Source organism: Rhodobacteraceae bacterium S2214 (genome assembly GCA_025141675.1).
GTDB lineage: Bacteria > Pseudomonadota > Alphaproteobacteria > Rhodobacterales > Rhodobacteraceae > Yoonia.
The window spans coordinates 2,773,292-2,791,107 of record CP081161.1; the positions used below are offsets into that span (position 1 = coordinate 2,773,292).

Consider the following 17,816-nt stretch of genomic DNA (forward strand, 5'->3'; position numbering starts at 1 on the left):
CAATGAGTCTACCCCTGCGGTCCGAAGCGGAATTTCAACTGTTGCATGTTTCCACATAGGCAACAATTAAATGGCAGATCATGCGGTTACAGCATGCAATGCATCTAAATCTACGAATTCAACTTATCGCTGAGCGTCAGCTGCGCGGCGGAAAGTCGCGCAACTGGGACGCGGAATGGCGAACAGGATACATAGTCAAAACCCTGCTTACGACAGAAATCAATCGCCGCACGTGTTCCGCCATGTTCGCCGCACAACGACAGGGTGATATTGCCACGCCCCTTGCGGCCGCGTTCTGCACCGATGGAAAGCAGTTCGCCAACACCGTCGATGTCCAGACTGTGGAACGGATCTTCTTCGTAAACGCCCTGCTGCACATAAGCGGACATAAACCGACCCGCGTCATCGCGGGACAGACCGTAAGTCATCTGTGTCAGGTCGTTGGTGCCAAATGACAGGAATTCGGCGTGCTGCGCGATATCTTCTGCCCGCAACGCCGCACGTGGAGTTTCGACCATCACGCCGAGTTTGTAAGCGAAATCGTTTTGCCGATTGGTCCGCACAGAGGCTGCAACTGCGTCGATCCGTGATTTGACCAGTTCGACTTCGCGCATGGCGCTGACCACGGGGATCATGATTTCGGGCGCGACCCCTGCCCCGTTTTCATTGGCATCCACTGTCGCTTCAAAAATGGCACGCGCCTGCATTTCGTAGATTTCGGGGATCGCGATTCCCAGACGGACGCCGCGCATCCCGAGCATCGGGTTGTATTCTGCCAGGGCCGCGACACGTTCTGTCACTTTCGCAAGCGGAAGCGCCAGTTGTTCGGATAAGTCGCGCAAACCCGCTTTGTCGGACGGTAGGAATTCATGCAATGGCGGATCAAACAACCGGATACACACGGGCAAGCCCGCCATGATTTCGAACAACGCCGCAAAATCAGCGCGTTGCATGGGCATTAGGCGGTCAAGCACCGCGCGACGATCATCCGCATTATCCGCAAAGATCATCTCGCGCATCACGCCCAAACGGTCGCCGGAAAAGAACATGTGTTCGGTCCGGCATAGCCCGATGCCTTCGGCTGCGAAATTGCGCGCTGTCTGCGCATCATCAGGCGTGTCGGCGTTCGCACGCACACCAATATCGCGCACGTCGTCGGCCCATTGCAGTAGCGTCTGGAATGCATCGTCTAGCGCGGCCTCGACCATTGCCGGCGCACCTGCCAATACATCACCTGTCGTGCCGTCGACGGTTACGATGTCACCTTCGCCAAATTTGCGGCCATCCGGCGCGATAATCTGTGCGCGTTTGCGATCAATCGTCAGTGCGGATGCGCCCACAACACATGGCAGCCCCAAGCCGCGGCCGATCACGGCTGCATGGCTAGTGATCCCACCGCGCATTGTCAGAACGGCCTGTGCCGCATGCATTCCGCGAATATCTTCTGGTGTGGTTTCACGGCGCACCAAGATACAGGCCTCACCGCGGGCCGCACTGGCCTGCGCATCGTTCGACGTAAAGACGATCCGGCCAGTCGCCGCGCCCGGGCTGGCAGCGATCCCTTTGACGATGAAATCACGCGCGGCACTGGGGTCGACCTGCCGATGCAGCAATTCTGACAACGCCGCCGGTTGGATCCGCATAACCGCTTCTTCGCGCGGGATGATTTTGTCGGTCGCAAGTGCGACAGCGATCCGCACCGCCGCCTGAGACGCTCGCGCAACCCGCACGGCGTCCAAAATCCATAATGTGCCAGATTCAATCGTAAATTCGACGATCATTTCTTCGCGGAGTTTCCGACGGCAGACATCACCAATGGCGATCAATTCCGCAAAAACACCAGGTGCGCGGTCTTCCAATGAGGGGCCGCGATCATCGCGGGTCAGGTAGATCGCGTTATCTGCTTCGATCAAGGCCTCACGCCGTTGGCTTTGCGCAATGTAGCGGCCGGTCACCTGTGGCAAACCCGTGCTACTGTTGACGTATTGGATCAGGCCCGCGCCACATTCGCCTTCACCCAGTCCCATCGCCATTGCCTGCACGACAAGACCAAGCCCTGCATCGATGGGGGCCCCTTTTGCTTCACGCAGCAAACGGGCCGATGTGCCATCCCAAGCGCGCGCCATGGACCGCAAAGCGTCACCGAGTTGGACTGCCGGATCATCCGGGAAAGTTTCGTCAGTTTCATATTCGTAGGCTTCGAGGGCACGTTTCAACGCCTCAGCATCCGAGCAATCCGGATATTCAAACGCCTCTGGATCAAGACGGTGAACGTGTACCGCATAGGACTGAACAAACCGTAAAAAGATGCGCGTTGCCGCAGCTTCACCAATTGTTTCGCAAAGGCGGGCGTGCTGCGCCGCATTCATACCGATGTTCAGGATCGCACCCGGCCCACCCCAATCGGGGTCTTGGCTAGATGGACGGATCGACAGCAGCGGCGCGTCACCAAAAGGCGCAAGGATGCTGGCCATATCCGGCATGTGCCCCTTCGCGATTTGGTTCACTGCATCGAAGCTGAGCGCGATCGTCTTGGGCACAGGCATATCGAGCCGCACAAGGCGTTGCAGGCATTTCGCCCGACCACCATGCACGTCAGCGGCCATCGCCGCCGTCGGCGTGATAAGCGTAATGGACTGGAAACGTGACATTTGCTGCACTGCGGCGATCCTTATATTCAACCGCAGCATAAGACCCTTAACGCTTGCACGTAAAGGTTTGTTCCCAGAAACGTGGCGTTTAACCCTCGATAAGGGTCAGATCGGCCACGCTGAGACAGATCGTTCTGATTCGGCTGAGCAGGTTCAGACGGTTGCGGCGGACGATAGTTGCGTCCGCGTTTACCTGAACATCTGTAAAGAATGCGTCAATCGGACCACGCAATTCTGCCATGGCGGTCATCGCGGTGCTGAAATCTTCGGCCTGCATCGCGGGTGCGATTTTGGCGTCAGCAGCGTCGAGTGCGGCAAACAACCCCTTTTCGCTATCGTGCTCAGCGTACTTTAGGTCCGCCCCGTAAGAGTATTCGACACCGTCTTTTTCTTCGGCCTGGGTCAGGATGTTGTTCGCGCGCTTGAAGCCTTGGATCAGGTTTTCGCCGTCGTCGGTTTTGAGGGTTTCCGCGAGCGCCTTTGCCCGTTTTACCAACAGCGTCAGATCATCATTGCCCGGCATCGCGATACAAGCGTCAATGATGTCGTGACGGATGCCTTGGTCCTTGAGGAAGACCTTGAGACGGTCGTGGAAGAACGAAAGAAGGTTCACGCTTGTGTCTGGCACCCGCTTTGCCACGCCGTCAATCCACGATCCTTCGCTAAAGTCGGGCTTGACCTCTGCGTCGTCGAAACGCTTTTGAACAGTCAGGAATGCTGACTTGAAGATACCATGTTCGGCGATTTCCCGCAGCGTTTCTTCCATCGTGTGCAAATCAGGTTCACTGACGTCGCTATTCACAGACCGGATTTCATGCCGCAAGAATTCAGCGTCAAACGCCTTATCCAAAGACATCCGCACATTATTGGTGAGGATCAACCGAATGACGCCCAAAGCAGAGCGCCGCAGCGCAAACGGATCCTTCGATCCGGTTGGTTTTTCGTCAATCGCCCAGAAGCCGGTCAATGTATCAAGTTTGTCCGCCAAAGCGACAGTCACAGAGACGGGCGCTGTTGGCACGTCGTCCGATGGGCCGAGCGGCGAGTAATGTTCTTGTGCAGCCGCAGCCACAGCGTCAGATGCACCCGCTGATTTAGCGTAATAACGCCCCATAAGTCCTTGAAGTTCAGGGAATTCATAGATCATTTCGGACCGCAAATCGGCCTTTGCGATCCGCGCGGCCTCTGCCACATCATCCGCGTTCGCGCCCACCACAGGCGCAATTTCACGCGCCAGTGCGACGATACGTTCGACCCGATCAAACTGCGATCCCAGTTTGTTGTGGAACGTCACGGCTTTCAGGCCTTCGGTCCATTCCGCCATGCCCGCTTTGGCCACGCGCAGATCGTTTTCCCAGAAGAATTTTGCGTCGGAAAGCCTTGCAAACAATACCTTTTGGTTACCTGCGAGAATGGTCGCGCCATCGTCTTTGGTCTCGATATTCGCGACGGTGACAAAGCGTTCGATGCGGTTGGTTTTTGGGTTCCGGACCGAGAAAAACTTCTGGTGGTCCTTCATCGAGGTTTGCAGCACCTCTGGCGGCATTTCGAGGAAGTCGTCAGCGATGGTGCCCATCAGCGTGACAGGCCATTCGACGAGGTTCGCAACCTCTGCCAGCAGACCGCGATCTTCGACAATCTCAAGGCCCTGCGCGAACGCTTGGTTTGTGGCGTCGTGCCAGATCAATTCGGCCCGTTCTTCTGCGCGCAGAACAACCTTCGCCCGCTTAAGCTTTGCCTCGTAATCCTCGAAAGACGCGACAGAAAACGCGTCTGACGCCATAAAGCGATGTCCGCGTGTTTGATTGCCCGCTTTGATGCCGTCGATGTCCAGCGGTACGATTTCCGCACCTGCTTCATCGCTGAGGATACAGATGATCGAATGCAATGGACGGACCCACTTCAACGCACCTTCACCCCAGCGCATTGATTTAGGCCACGGGAAATTCCGGATCGTTTTTTCCAGCACTTCGGCGATGATATCCGCAGCCATCCGGCCCGGTTTTTCAACAACTGCAAAGTAGACTTGGCCTTTTTTTACGTCGCGGATCTCGAGCTGATCTTTGGTTAATCCGGTGGACCGCAAGAAGCCTTCCAACGCTTTGTCAGGCGCCGTTGTTGCAGGGCCTTTGCGTTCTTCGCGGACCGCTTTGCTTTCCGATGTCAGCCCTTCCAAGGACAGCGCCAAACGACGTGGCGTGGCGAACGCAGCCGCACCCGCATAGGTTAAACCAGCCTCGACAAGCCCGTCAGTGACCAGTTTTTGCAGGTCTTTTGCGGCTTTGGCCTGCATACGCGCAGGGATTTCTTCGGAGAAGAGTTCAATCAGAAGATCGGCCATTATTGCAGTCTTTCCGGTGCTGGTGGGCAATGTTCGGGCGCGCGGTTGCCGTCGAAGACAACTTCGCCACATTCGTTAATTTGGTGCCACGCAAATGCGCGACCGTCGGGGTAAACCGCGATCACGCGGTCGATCCCGTATTGGATGTTTTCGATGCCCATGAAGGCCACGGCAACGCCAGACGACAGGTCGTCACCCAATTCACCAGCTTGGAAGCAGTCGAACCAGCCCGGTGCATTCAGCGGTTCCGCCGCGTCATAGATCTCGTACGTCTCGGTCAGGAACCCGAAGCTGAGCGAAGTATCAAAGCACGCGCGGAACCGCAGCGGGCTGCTGTCGCTATCAATTGCGTTGAAGTTTTCGAACAAAATCGGTTCCGGTTCGCCCGTGAACAACGACGTCATTTGCACATCTTCAACTTGAAGCGTGACTTCTTCGTAGTAGGCATAAACCTGAAGATAGTAGAGCGCGATGCCCGCAGCGATGGCTGACATGATGATCCCTCCTATAACGAGACGGGCAATATTCATGCCGCGTGACCGGCGGCAGCTGTGAGTACAAACGCATCCGCGCATGATTTCGTCAGCGCCCGCACCCGCCCGATATAGGCTTGGCGTTCCGTGACAGAAATCACCCCACGTGCGTCGAGCAAGTTGAACACATGGCTGGCCTTGATCGCTTGGTCATAAGCCGGATGCGCCATGATGATGCGTTTGCCGGTTTTCGGGTCAACGTGTTCTTCGGCCAAAATGCGGGCACATTCGGCTTCCGCGTCCTTGAAATGCTGTAAAAGCGTGTCCGTGTCGGCCACGTCGAAGTTCCAGCGCGCGTATTCTTCTTCGGTCTGCTTGAACACATCGCCGTAAGTCAACGCGATGGGCGCATCGGGGTCGTTATACGGCATATCCATCACGTGATCGACGTCGAGAATATACATCGCGAGACGTTCCAGCCCGTAGGTCAATTCGCCTGACACAGGTTTACAGTCGTAACCTGCAACCTGTTGGAAATACGTGAATTGGGACACTTCCATGCCGTCGCACCAGACTTCCCAGCCAAGCCCCCACGCGCCCAAAGTCGGGCTTTCCCAGTCGTCTTCGACAAAGCGGATGTCGTGCATGTCCGCGTCGATGCCGATCGCTTTCAAGGACCCAAGGTAGAGGTCCTGAAGATCAGGTGGGCTTGGTTTGATCAGCACTTGGTACTGATAGTAATGCTGTAGGCGATTCGGGTTTTCGCCGTAACGCCCGTCTGTTGGCCGCCGCGACGGCTGCACGTAGGCCGCAGCCCACGGTTTTGACCCGAGCGAGCGCAATGTTGTGGCAGGGTGGAACGTGCCTGCGCCGACTTCCATGTCGTATGGTTGCATCATGGCACAGCCTTTGGTCGCCCAGTATGACTGGAGACGCAGGATGATTTCTTGGAAACTACGTGGTTTGTCGGCCATTTCGCCCTCTTTTCGGTTTGGACGTTCAATAGGCTGCACTGCCGACAGGGTCAATTAGCAGCTATGGGGTATTTCCCCAGAAGAAACTCGCTTATGAGGTCTAGAATCTTGCTGCACCTGTTTGGTTCTCTGCTAAGTTCCGCGTCGCATTAAGGTTAACGTAAGTTTTTGAAGTCTATGGATCACACATGATCAGAGTTTTTCTCGCAGTAATCGTATTCGCATTCACGCCAATCGGCGCGGCCGCACAACAAAGCCCGGTTTGGGTGCAGGTTGAGGCACAGCCAACCCTGACCGGCGCGCAGAACCGCGCCCGTGCTTTTGACGCACGGCTCGACAACGTGGCGGGCTACTACATCGGATCAGGCTGGTACGGCATCGTCTTGGGCCCATACACACGCGCAGACGCAGACGTGTTGTTGGCCAACCTGCGGCGCAGCGGCCAAATCCCGAGCGATAGCTTTATTGCGGACGGTCGCAATTTTCGCCAACAGTTCTGGCCAGTTGGCGTCGGTGCCCCCACGACGGCACAACCGTTGCCGACGACAGAGCCGTCGCTAGAGGAATTGGCGCGCGCGATTGCGAACACACCTGATTTGCCGTCTGATGCTGAAGACCTGGTGGTCGTGCCGGTGATTGCCCCAGATGAAACGCCTAACGAAGCCCGTGCGTCTGAGGCCGCGTTGAGCCGCGCCGCGAAGGAGCAGCTGCAAACCGCTTTGAAATGGGCCGGCTTTTACGATGCTGCGATTGATGGTGCTTTTGGGCGCGGGACACGGCGGTCGATGGGCGAATGGCAGGTAGCCAATAATTACGAACCGACCGGCATTTTGACGACAAAGCAGCGCACCGAATTGATTGGCGCATACAATGCCATTCTGGATGGCATGGACCTACAGTTGATCCGTGATGACGCCACGGGCATCGAAATGGTGATTCCGACAGGCGTAGTGGCTTTCGACAAATATGAACCACCCTTTGCGCAGTTCGAACCAAAAGGCGATCTGGCCGCGCGCGTATTGTTGATTTCGCAGGAAGGCGATCAGGATCGCTTGTTCGGCCTTTATGAAATCTTGCAGACATTGGCGATTGTTCCGACAGAAGGCCCCCGCCGCCGCCGTGACCAATCGTTTGAAATCGAAGGCATTGGCGAAGGCATTCATTCCTACACCACAGCCACATTGCGCAATGGCCAGATCAAAGGCTTTTCATTGATTTGGCCGACGGGTGACGAAGCACGTCGCATTCGGGTTTTGGACGCGATGAAGGCCAGCTTTGCGACGGTTGACGGTGTCCTAGATCCCGCAATCGCAGCCCCAGACGACAGCCAAGCGATTGATCTTGTGTCCGGTTTGGCCGTGCGCAAACCAAAACTGTCGCGGTCCGGTTTCTTTGTAGATGGTCAAGGTGACGTTCTAACAACGGCGGAAGCAGTTGGCGAATGCAGCCGTATCACAATCGACGAAGTCCATGACGCACAGGTCGTTCACACGGACGAGTCATTGGGTTTGGCCGTGATCCGGCCCAACACACCGTTGGCCCCTGCAGACGTGGCGCAGTTCCAAACCGGTGTACCGCGTTTGCAGTCCGAAATTGCGGTCGCGGGCTACCCATACGGCGGAGTATTGACCACGCCGTCGCTGACGTTTGGCCGTCTTGCTGATATTCGCGGCCTGAACGGCGAAGATGAATTGAAGCGTCTATCATTGACCGCCCAACCGGGCGATGCGGGCGGGCCTGTGTTTGACAATGGTGGTGCGGTCTTGGGCATGTTGTTGCCTCGCGCCAGCCGGAACGGGCAGCAATTGCCGCCCGAAGTCAGCTTTTCAATCGACGCGACACGGATCGTGGCGTCGCTGCTGCTGGCTGATGTGCGGCTTGAGACGACGGATACCGTCGCCTTCCTGCCGCCAGAGGCGTTGAACCAGAAGGCCGTTGATGTGACCGTTCTGGTTTCTTGCTGGTAGGTTAGATCGCGATTTTCGCGTTCACATAGATCAGTGTAGGGCCTTGGGTTTCCAAGGCCTTACGCACAGCATCTTGCAGTTCGTCCAAAGACTCTGGCGCAGCTGACGCGGCCCCGAACGCTTCTGCGAATTTCAGAAAATCAGGGTTCTGCTGGATCACTGCGTTTGGTGCGATTTGGGCGGCCACCATCGAATCTTCGATTTCGCCCAGCTTTCCGTTGTCCCAAAGGATAATGGGCAAGTTGAGCTGCAATTCCACCGCAACCATCAGTTCTTGCAGGGTATATTGGAAGCCATAGTCGCCTGCGATGGCGACTGTGGGCTGTCCTTTGCGCGCAATCGCCCCGCCAATCGCCGCAGGTAATGCGTAGCCGAGCGTGCCAAAACCCGTGGGGTGGTGCCACAGGTTTGGCGCGGACATCGGCCAGATTTCCAACGCGGCATAGGCAAATTGGGTCATGTCAGAGTAAACGACGGTGTCCGCAGGCAGGGCCGCGTGCAACGCATCGGCGACGGGCAGAATACCGGGCCGTTCGCTGTTCACCTCTGCGCGCCACTTTTGACGTTGCTCCGCGACGGCGGTTTCAGTCCATTCTGTCTGTCCGGACCAATCGCCGCGCATGCGCCAAAGTTCTTTTGCGATTTGCCCTGCATCCGCATGAATCCGCGCAGTTGCCGGTCGGTCGTTCAATTCATCAGCGTCAATGTCGATGCGAATGAATGTGCCAGATTGCCCCAGATCGTCGCGCCACAGGTCGGTTTCGGACAATTCCGTCCCGACCGCGATCACGACATCCGCGCTTGCGATCACTTCCGCGGCCCCAGGCCGCGCAAGGCTGCTGCCGAAGTGCAGACCGCCCTCGGGGAACATGCCCATCGCGGCGTAGGTCACGAAACTGGCCGCCCCTGCAGAAGTTACCACGTCGCGCCAAACGTCGGCACCATCGCGCGCCCCACCGCCGAAAACGAACAGCGGGCGTTTAGCAGCCGCAATCGCGTCGAACACGATTTTTGTCACGTCGTCAGGGATATAGCCTGCGGTGACTTGCGTCGTTGGCGGGGGTGCTGCAGGTGCCAATGCTTCGAGCACCTCGATCGGCACTTGGATGTGTTTCGGGCGTTTGCGGCCTGTCGCGAATTCAGTCAACGCGCGGTCGATCAACTGGTAGGCCGAATCCGCGTCCATCGCGGTCAGCGACCAGTCACAAACGGTGCCCGCCGCGATTTCCTGATCCTTCATTTCGTGCAACCGTCCGCGCCCCATGCCGAGGTCAGCGCGATTGAGGCAGCTAGAGATCACCAACATCGGCACTGAATCCGAATAGGCCTGCCCCATCGGCGTCATGATATTGCAAAGCCCCGGCCCCGTGATCACGTAGGCGACCCCCGGTTTTCCGGTCGCACGTGCGTAGCCGTCGGCCATAAAACCCGCACCCTGTTCATGACGGGCTAGCACGTGTGTCAGCCCCGCTTCTTCGATACCACGGTACATCTCTTGGTTATGCACGCCCGGAATCCCGAAAATAACCTCGACGCCGCGTGATTTCAGCATGTGCGAGATTTGCGCACCGAGCGGGCGTTGAGTCATGTTAAGATCTCCAGAACTTGGGGGTAAGGATGGCCAGAACCACCATGATTTCGAGGCGGCCAACGAACATCGCGATGGCCAAAATCCACTTTGCCGCGTCGTTGATACCTGCGTAATTGCCTGCCGGTCCGATTTCCGTCCCCAGCCCCGGTCCAATGTTGGCCACAGCCGCAGCAGCGCCGGAAACGGAGGTAATAAAATCCAATCCCGTCATGCCCAAAAGGACGGCGATGAAGCCAAGCAACAGCAAGAACGCCACGAAAAACGCCATGACTGAATTGAGGACGTCCTCGGACACAGTTTTACCGTCATAGCGGGGCGTGAAGACGCCGTGGGGCGAGTGGATTTGCCGGATTTGGCTTTTGATCGACGCGAAAAGTAGTTGATAGCGGAAGACTTTGACGGAACATGATGTTGATCCCGCGCAGCCCCCGACAAGCCCGATAAAGAAGAACATCACGACGGGGAATGTGCCCCACGTCATGTAGTCCGCGCTAGCGTATCCGGTGCCCGAAATGATGGATGTCACGTTAAAGAGCGCCTCGCGAAAGGCGAGTTCCGAGAGGACGCCTTGCCGCCCCCAGACCCATGACGTGATCAGGAGCACGCAGATCGTGATAACGCCAAGAAAGCCGCGGATTTGGGGGTCAGACCACAATGGTTTTGCCGACCCCGCCATCAGTTGCACAAAGCGGACAAACGGCACCGCCGCGAGCAGCATAAAGACAATCGCGATGTAATGGGTCGACGCGCCGAACCGCGAAAAGGATGCGTCGGTGTTGGCCATGCCACCTGTCGAAACCGTGGTCATCGCATGCACGACACTGTCAAAACGCCCCATGCCGGAGGCGGCATAAGCGAACGCGCAGGCGATTGTCAGGCCGATGTAGATGGTCGAAATGGAACTCGCAATCTCCCCTGCTCTGGGTAGGATTTTCCCCATGGTATCAAAGCCTTCGGATCGGAAGATTTGCATACCACCAACCCGCAGTTCAGGCAGGAACACCATCGCCACAACAATAATCCCGACGCCGCCAAGCCATTGCAGAATGCCGCGCCAAAGCTGCAATCCGCGCGGCAACCCATCGAGGCCGGTAAACACGGTCGCACCAGTTGTCGTCAGGCCAGACATTGCTTCGAAAAACGCGTCGGTAAAATTCGCCTCTGTCGCGCCCAGTACAAATGGAATTGCGCCGAAAACAGGCAGCGTGATCCAGACCAGTGACGTCAATAGGAAGGTCTGGCGCAGAGATAACCGCGCAGCCGTCCCGTTCGAACAGGCCATTGATGTCAGAACACCCGCAAGAATGGTCACAATCGCGGCCTCGAAGAACACGGGCCATTCGCCGTTTTGATCCACGATATCAATGGCCAAGGGCCCGAGCATGGTCACGCCAAGCGAAGCCACGAGCAGGCCAATAACATATCCAACTGGGCGTAAGTCGATCATCCTGCAGGGTTGGCCTGCGGGGGGTATGGTGTCAAGAGACTGCGGCGTGAGAACGGCCACTGCCGTGGCCATTCGTTCACAGGTTCGGCGGGGCTATTCTAGCCGACGTGGAACAACGTCACGAACATTTTGGGGTCGATGCTATCCGCCGCGAAGGTTTCGCCTTCCGTCAGCACTGACACCGCGTCATGGCTGTGCAGGCTTTCCTGATGGCTTGCCACGACGCGGAAATCGCCGATACGCGGGTCTTTCAGTAGTTGTTCACAGAAAAGCCGCGCTGCATCTTCAACGAAGATCGGGTTCGCTGCGTTCAGTTCGGCAAAGGCCTGTTCATCTTCACGTTTGACCATCACTTGCGTTTCCGTAGGCACAGCTGCGCGGGCCATGTCGATCAGGTCTTCGAACCAAAGGATGCTTTGCCCTTCTTCCAGTTTCACCGAAATCCGCGCGACGGACCGCTGCGAATGTGGTGTCGCCAATTGCCCACGGAATTGGCGGGCATGTTCGGAAAGTTCAAGCGAACACGGGCATGTAGACGAATAGACATAGTCGAAATGTACGATTTTGCGTCGTACGCCGTCTTGTTCCACAAGTTCCAACGCGATGTCGTAGTACTGGTATCCAGACAGACCGGACCGCAGGCTTTCAACTTTCATTGGGAAAGACAGCCGCATTTGAATGCGTGCATCAAAGCTTTCAAGGTCGGTCTTATAGGCATCCAGCGCCCGTTCGATCACGTCGAAGCTAAAAGTTTCTTCGGCGTGTTTGTAGAATGTCCGCATGATGCGGGACATGTTGATACCCTTCTTTTCGGCATCAAGCGACACTGTGCCCGTCACAGATGTTTCCAGCGTCAGATCGCCATTGTCACGGGTGCGGAACCGGATTGGCAAGCGGAAATTGGAAATGCCGACGTGTTGGATTTGCTGTTTCGTGCCACGGATCAGCGACGACGGGCCGTTTTGCAAATCAGGCATGCTCGCCTTATAGGCGTCATCGACTTCAAACGCGTCGGGGTAAGCGCGCGCTAGTGCGGGATAGTTTGAGACTTCCTGCCCCGGGATCAGGCGTGATACGAGCGGGTCCAACGTTGCGACTTCTTCTGCTGTGACGTCTCCTGCCCAGCGCCGTAGCAACGCCAATGCGGCCTCGGCTTCTTCGCGCGATGGTTCACGGTCTAGGTCTGGCGAATGAATATTCATGGCAAGGTCTCCCTGCTGGCTGCCCGCTCCATCCATATGGGGCGATTGTGACAGCTTTCCACTGATACCATCTAAAATACGCGTGATAGCGTCGTTTGGATCAGACATGAGGGCATTCTTTCGCGTGTTTAGGTCTGGCTAGCATAGCCATGTCTGACCTGAACGCGACTGTCTTTTTCGACAGGTTTTAACCGGAACACGCCGCATTGGCGTGTTCCGGATTGTTCGGCGTCGACTTAGGCGATGGTATCAAGTGCCGATTGTAGATCAGCGAGAAGATCGCCTGCATCTTCAAGCCCGCAGGAAATCCGCACGATGCCATCGCTGATCCCCAGCTCAGAACGGTGTTCGGGTTTCAGCCGCTGGTGCGTCGTGGTGGCCGGATGGGTGACGATAGATTTACTATCGGCAAAGTTGTTGGAGATCGTGAAAATCTCGAGAGCGTTAAGGAATTTGAACGCCTCTTCTTTGCCGCCTTTGACTTCGATCGCCAAAACCGTCCCACCGCGTTTGCACTGCCGTTTTGCCAGCGCATATTGTGGATGCGACGGATGCCCTGGATATACCACCTTGTTCAGCTTGGGATGATCGGCAAGACCGTTGGCCAACACTTCTGCGGTATCGCATTGTGCATCAATGCGCAGGTCCATCGTGTCCAATGACTTCAGCATGACCCACGCGTTAAACGGCGACATCGCACCGCCGGTGTGTTTTAGGTAGGCTTCGACCGGGCCACGCACGATGTCACGTTTGCCAAGGATGATCCCACCCAAACAACGCCCCTGCCCGTCCACGTGTTTCGTGGTGGAATAGACCACAAGATCAGCACCAGCTTCAATCGCATAGGAATATGTCGGCGTCGCAAAGACGTTATCGACCACAACCATTGCACCAACCGCATGCGCCATGCCAGCGACCGCTTTCAGGTCGATGACCTCAAGCACTGGGTTTGACACGCTTTCAAGGAAAACCATGCGTGTGTCGGGCCGAATGGCCGCTTTCCACGCGTCCAGATCGCGCCCGTCAACCAGCGTGATTTCGACGCCAAAGCGCGCAAGGATGTCTTCGAGGATATACAAACAGGACCCGAACAAAGCCCGCGACGACACGATGTGATCGCCCGCTTTGACCAACGACATCAGCGCACCATTGACCGCCGCCATGCCTGACGCGCATGCAAAACCGGCTTCTGCGCCTTCAAGGGCTGCCATCCGGTCTTCGAACATCGCAAGTGTCGGGTTGCCGTAGCGGGCGTAGATAAATTCGTCGCCTTCGATCTGGATGAAGCGCTGTTCGGCGTCCTCTGCCGTGTCGTAAACAAAGCCTTGGGTCAGAAAAATTGCTTCGGACACTTCGCCGTATTGGCTGCGCCGCGTACCGGCATGGACAGCCTGTGTGCGACGGGACCAGTTTGATGAGTTGGACATCTATTCGTTCTTTCGGTTCAGGGGGGCGCTTTTCAAAGCAAAACCCCGACACCGGGCAAGGCATCGGGGTGTAAAAACCCGCAGCCTTTTTAGCGAATTATTTAACGTGGCCCGCAATCCGGTCACAAATCACCACGCCTGTTCGGATAGTCAGCAGGACGCGAGAGGTCAACAGGCGTTCACGGAGGGCCGTTCACATTCACGTAAAAAGGGCCGCCAATTGGCAGCCCTTCTTTGTCTTGATTTAGGATCAATTAATCCGCTGCGAAGATAATCGCGAATGCGTCGCTTTCCGCGAAATCTTCGAGTTCCTCGATGTCGTCTTCTGTCAGATCATCGATATCGGTTGTCGATGTGATTGGCAGGCCAACCCCAACGCCAATGACGCCTTCAGTTGTGAAGCTGCCGAAGACGAGCCCTTGATAGCGCCCGTTACCCGCACCACTGCCGCTAAGGGTGCCGTCGATGCTGGCTGCCATGAAAGCATCCCCTTCGAAGTCTTCAGTCACTTCGCCTTCGGAAAGCGTGATTGTACCCGTTTTGCTGTTCCCGTTCGAATCGACAAAGTCACCAAAACTACCGGTCAGAGTGCCTTCGTCACCTGAAAACGATGTTTGCAGAGCAACGCTGCCGGCCAATGTTGGGGTTGGCAAATCACTGATGTCGTCAACCTCGTCAATATTGAGCGTACCAATTTCGGAATACACAATTGCGTCGCCTTCATAGCTAGCGCCACCAGCAGCAGACAGCGTTGAAAACTGCGCGTATTCGACGGAATCATTCAAACCCGCCGTCAGAACCGGATTGGTTTCGAAGTCGTTCAACACGTCATCGAAAGTTGAGCCGCCGCCACCGCTGCCGCCACATGCAGCCAGAGCAAGAATGGAAGTTGAAATGAAAAATGTCCGTATCATGGGTAACTCACTATTTGTTGGTTTCAATTGCTCGCGAAGGTGCCAAAAGTTAACGAAATCGTCCACCCTCAACTTAAGATTTTAAACGGCGTATCCATGTTCGCCTGCAAACCTGTCCAACGCGTTGCGTCTTGTTCGGAATTGCGTAGGCTGCGCGAACGCCAACAGGAGAAACGCATGACCGCCCCCATTGATCTATATTTCTGGCCGACACCAAATGGTTGGAAGGTTTCCATTGCTCTTGAAGAGATGAAGCTGGCCTATAATATCCACCTGATCAACATCGGCGCGGGCGATCAGTTCAAACCTGAATTTCTTGCAATCGCCCCCAACAACCGAATGCCAGCAATCGTTGATCCTGACGGCCCCGATGGCGCGCCTATCAGTATCTTTGAAAGCGGCGCGATCTTGCAGTATCTCGCCCGCAAAACGGGGTCATTTTACGGTGAGACCGAACGTGACCGGATCGCCGTGGATCAATGGTTGATGTGGCAAATGGGCGGGCTGGGACCGATGGCGGGTCAGGCGCATCATTTCCTGAAATACGCGCCTGTCATGGATCCACCGCAGGACCTGCCATATGCAAAGGACCGCTACCGCAATGAAACAGGCCGCCTTTATGGTGTGATGGATCGGCAGTTGGCTAAGTCCGAATACCTTGCGGGTGATTTCTATTCCATCGCGGACATGTCGGCTTGGGGCTGGTCATCGCTTTGGGAAGGGCAACAGCAAACGCTTGATGACAAGCCAAACCTGAAGCGCTGGTTGGATACGGTTGGTGCCCGCGCAGGTGTCGTCGCTGGTCGTGCATTGGCAGCAGATTTGCGCAAGGAGCCGAAAAAGGATTCTGGCACGCAAAATGCGCTTTTTGGCAAACGCGATTAACGCTGGTTTAAGTGAATGCGCCTAAAACTGTCGACAGACGACAAAGAGGCCATTCATGCAATATCCAAACCGACCCTATCGCTACCAGACACACATTCCGGTTCATGTGATCCGCCCCGGCGGGCCGCAAGTTGCTTATATCGTTGATATTAACGAAGCTGGCGCATGTGTTGCGGGTTTAACCGGTGTCGCTGTTGGTGAAGCCGTTGTTTTGCGGGGCAGCGACGATGCCAATGTCGCGACGGTGCGTTGGGCTGCGAACAACCGTGCAGGCGTTGCATTTGATCGGCCTATTCCACCCAAATACCTGAATATGATGCGGTATCGTGATCCGGCTATGTTGGCGGCTGCCACGAATGACAACCACCTTAACTGATCAGGATTTCGCGTCGGGATCGATCAAGAAACGCTGGAGACCGATGATTTGAAGCCATAGGAAAACGAATAGAACGGCGGGGAACGCGAAGGTTTCAAGCTTGACCCAAAGTTCGGTCGTTTGTGTCCGCCAGATCAGTTCGTTCGCGATCGCCAATGCGATGAACATCACGGTGATCCGTTTTGTCAGGATCATCCATCCTTCTTCTTTCATGGGCAGAAAATCCCCCATGACCCATTCAAGATAGCTTCGCCCGCGCAACAGGCCGATGCCGAGAATGGCGGCAAAACACCCGTAAACGATAGAGGTTTTCATTTTGAAAAACCGTTCATCGTTGAAATAGGCGGTCAGCCCGCCAAAGAAGATCACCATGAATGCGGTAAACAATTGCATCCGGCTGAGCGATTTTGTCAGCGCCCATAGCAGCCCCATCGCGACCAACAGAACAGGAACAAAAATCAACGTCGCGACAATAAAGCCGGAATAGTCAGTGCCCGCGATTGTAAAGGTATCGTCCTTGATCCGTAGATAAATCAGGAAAAAGACAAGCGTCGGCCCCAGTTCGAGGACTTGCTTTAGGATCGGGTTGATTGGTTTGGTTTCCATAAGTGGGTTTTAGCGCAAGCATCGTGCGACGCCAGCCCGAAAACGCACATGTTACCCGCCAAGTTCAACGATCACGGCACCCAAGCCGATCAGACACATCAAAAACAGTCGGCGTGGCCCTACCTTTTCGCCCAAGATGAACCAGCCGATGAGGGCTGCAAAAACTGTCGACGTTTCGCGCAGGACAGCCGCCTCACCAACTTTATCGAGACGTGTTGCAAGCATGACGCCGCCAAAACTCAGCCAGGCAATCACCGCACCGATCAAACCGCGCTGCAACAGCGGCCCAAGGTCAGGCGGCTGCGACATCCGGCGGTAGCGCCACACGGCGATAAGCGGCATGTCGAACGCGGTCACAAAAAAGAACCACGCCAAAAATGTAAAAGGATCAGGCGTTTGGCGAATGCCATAGGCGTCATATGTCGTGTAGATTGCAACGAGGATACCCCCTGCGATTGCCCACCCCAAACCGACCTTCAAGGTGTGCGGATCGAGCGTTTCTTCCGACAGATTTCTGAGCGCCAGCAGGAGGATACCACCGGACAAACAGGCGACGCCAAGCCACTGCACAGCCGAGAAATGTTCGTTAAAAAACAATGTCGCCGCAATCACGGTGACCAATGGCCCGGTCCCCCGTACGACCGGATAGACCACAGTATAGGCGGCCCGTTCATAGGCCAGCGCCATCGTCACTTTATAGGCGAAATGAACGATGATGACGCCCACCAACAGGATGGCAGTGGTCTGATTGGGCCATGGCACCAGAAACAATGCGATGGGCGCGGATAAGACTGCCAACCAAAAATCAACCGCGCCGCGCGTCAGCCAAGGATCGTGCCGCCCCTTTTGCAACGCCCCAAAAACGGCATGCGCGAGCGCGGAAAACAATGCGAGGAACGTCGCAAGCCGCGCACCTTCGGGTGTGCCGGCGATGGAAACAAGCCATTCGCTCATGTTATGCG

At 56.1% G+C, this 17,816-nt stretch carries 14 protein-coding genes and 1 riboswitch; of the genes, 3 read left to right on the forward strand and 11 right to left on the reverse strand.

Annotated elements, in window-relative coordinates; translation table 11 throughout:
- Positions 1-110: 110 nt before the first annotated feature.
- From K3729_13825 to K3729_13840, 4 genes are read right to left on the reverse strand one after another with little or no spacing between them, the layout of a single operon-like run.
- Positions 111-2,690: a pyruvate, phosphate dikinase gene (locus tag K3729_13825; protein UWQ98516.1), complete on the reverse strand. Its 2,580-nt coding sequence runs from the start codon at positions 2,688-2,690 to the stop codon at positions 111-113.
- A 49-nt stretch (positions 2,691-2,739) separates the two neighbouring features.
- Positions 2,740-4,992 carry a glycine--tRNA ligase subunit beta gene (gene glyS, locus K3729_13830; protein UWQ98517.1) on the reverse strand — a complete coding sequence of 751 codons (2,253 nt, stop codon included), beginning with the start codon at positions 4,990-4,992 and terminating at the stop codon, positions 2,740-2,742.
- Entirely contained in the window at positions 4,992-5,522 is a 531-nt protein-coding gene (locus tag K3729_13835; GenBank protein ID UWQ98518.1) for a histidine kinase, read from the reverse strand. Before K3729_13835 ends, glyS begins: the two co-directional genes overlap by 1 nt.
- Positions 5,519-6,439: a glycine--tRNA ligase subunit alpha gene (locus K3729_13840; GenBank protein UWQ98519.1), complete on the reverse strand. Its 921-nt coding sequence runs from the start codon at positions 6,437-6,439 to the stop codon at positions 5,519-5,521. The genes K3729_13835 and K3729_13840 overlap by 4 nt, the downstream gene beginning before the upstream one ends.
- A gap of 188 nt (positions 6,440-6,627) precedes the next feature.
- Here K3729_13840 and K3729_13845 point away from each other — a divergent pair, with 188 nt between their 5' ends.
- On the forward strand, positions 6,628-8,406 hold the full coding sequence (locus K3729_13845; protein ID UWQ98520.1) for a trypsin-like peptidase domain-containing protein: 1,779 nt from the start codon (positions 6,628-6,630) through the stop codon (positions 8,404-8,406).
- Position 8,407: 1 nt separating this feature from the next.
- Here K3729_13845 and K3729_13850 read toward each other — a convergent pair whose 3' ends face one another.
- The 5 genes from K3729_13850 to K3729_13870 form a co-directional block, all read right to left on the reverse strand.
- The gene (locus K3729_13850) at positions 8,408-9,994 is read right to left on the reverse strand and encodes a 5-guanidino-2-oxopentanoate decarboxylase (protein ID UWQ98521.1); all 1,587 of its coding nucleotides are present in this window, start codon (positions 9,992-9,994) and stop codon (positions 8,408-8,410) included.
- A gap of 1 nt (position 9,995) precedes the next feature.
- Positions 9,996-11,444, reverse strand: a complete 1,449-nt coding sequence (locus K3729_13855; protein UWQ98522.1) for a TrkH family potassium uptake protein — start codon at positions 11,442-11,444, stop codon at positions 9,996-9,998.
- A 98-nt stretch (positions 11,445-11,542) separates the two neighbouring features.
- Positions 11,543-12,646: a GTP cyclohydrolase FolE2 gene (gene folE2 / locus K3729_13860; protein UWR01063.1), complete on the reverse strand. Its 1,104-nt coding sequence runs from the start codon at positions 12,644-12,646 to the stop codon at positions 11,543-11,545.
- A 236-nt stretch (positions 12,647-12,882) separates the two neighbouring features.
- Positions 12,883-14,073 carry an O-succinylhomoserine sulfhydrylase gene (gene metZ / locus K3729_13865; GenBank protein UWQ98523.1) on the reverse strand — a complete coding sequence of 397 codons (1,191 nt, stop codon included), beginning with the start codon at positions 14,071-14,073 and terminating at the stop codon, positions 12,883-12,885.
- A gap of 68 nt (positions 14,074-14,141) precedes the next feature.
- A riboswitch (SAM riboswitch) is annotated at positions 14,142-14,219 on the reverse strand.
- 108 nt (positions 14,220-14,327) lie between these two features.
- Positions 14,328-14,987 (reverse strand): hypothetical protein, encoded by a 660-nt coding sequence (locus K3729_13870; GenBank protein UWQ98524.1) that lies wholly within the window; start codon positions 14,985-14,987, stop codon positions 14,328-14,330.
- A 177-nt stretch (positions 14,988-15,164) separates the two neighbouring features.
- Here K3729_13870 and K3729_13875 point away from each other — a divergent pair, with 177 nt between their 5' ends.
- Both K3729_13875 and K3729_13880 read left to right on the forward strand, forming a co-directional pair.
- Complete coding sequence (locus K3729_13875) at positions 15,165-15,872, forward strand: glutathione S-transferase N-terminal domain-containing protein (GenBank protein ID UWQ98525.1); 708 nt, start codon at positions 15,165-15,167, stop codon at positions 15,870-15,872.
- 55 nt (positions 15,873-15,927) lie between these two features.
- Positions 15,928-16,248, forward strand: coding sequence for a hypothetical protein (locus K3729_13880; protein ID UWQ98526.1), 321 nt, complete (start codon positions 15,928-15,930; stop codon positions 16,246-16,248).
- Here the strand turns inward: K3729_13880 and K3729_13885 are convergent, their stop codons facing one another.
- Together K3729_13885 and K3729_13890 are read right to left on the reverse strand one after the other, a co-directional pair.
- Positions 16,249-16,854, reverse strand: coding sequence for a septation protein IspZ (locus K3729_13885; GenBank protein UWQ98527.1), 606 nt, complete (start codon positions 16,852-16,854; stop codon positions 16,249-16,251).
- Between the two features lie 51 nt (positions 16,855-16,905).
- A complete protein-coding gene (locus tag K3729_13890; GenBank protein ID UWQ98528.1) occupies positions 16,906-17,808 on the reverse strand; it encodes a DMT family transporter in 903 nt (300 codons plus the stop codon).
- Positions 17,809-17,816 lie beyond the last annotated feature (8 nt).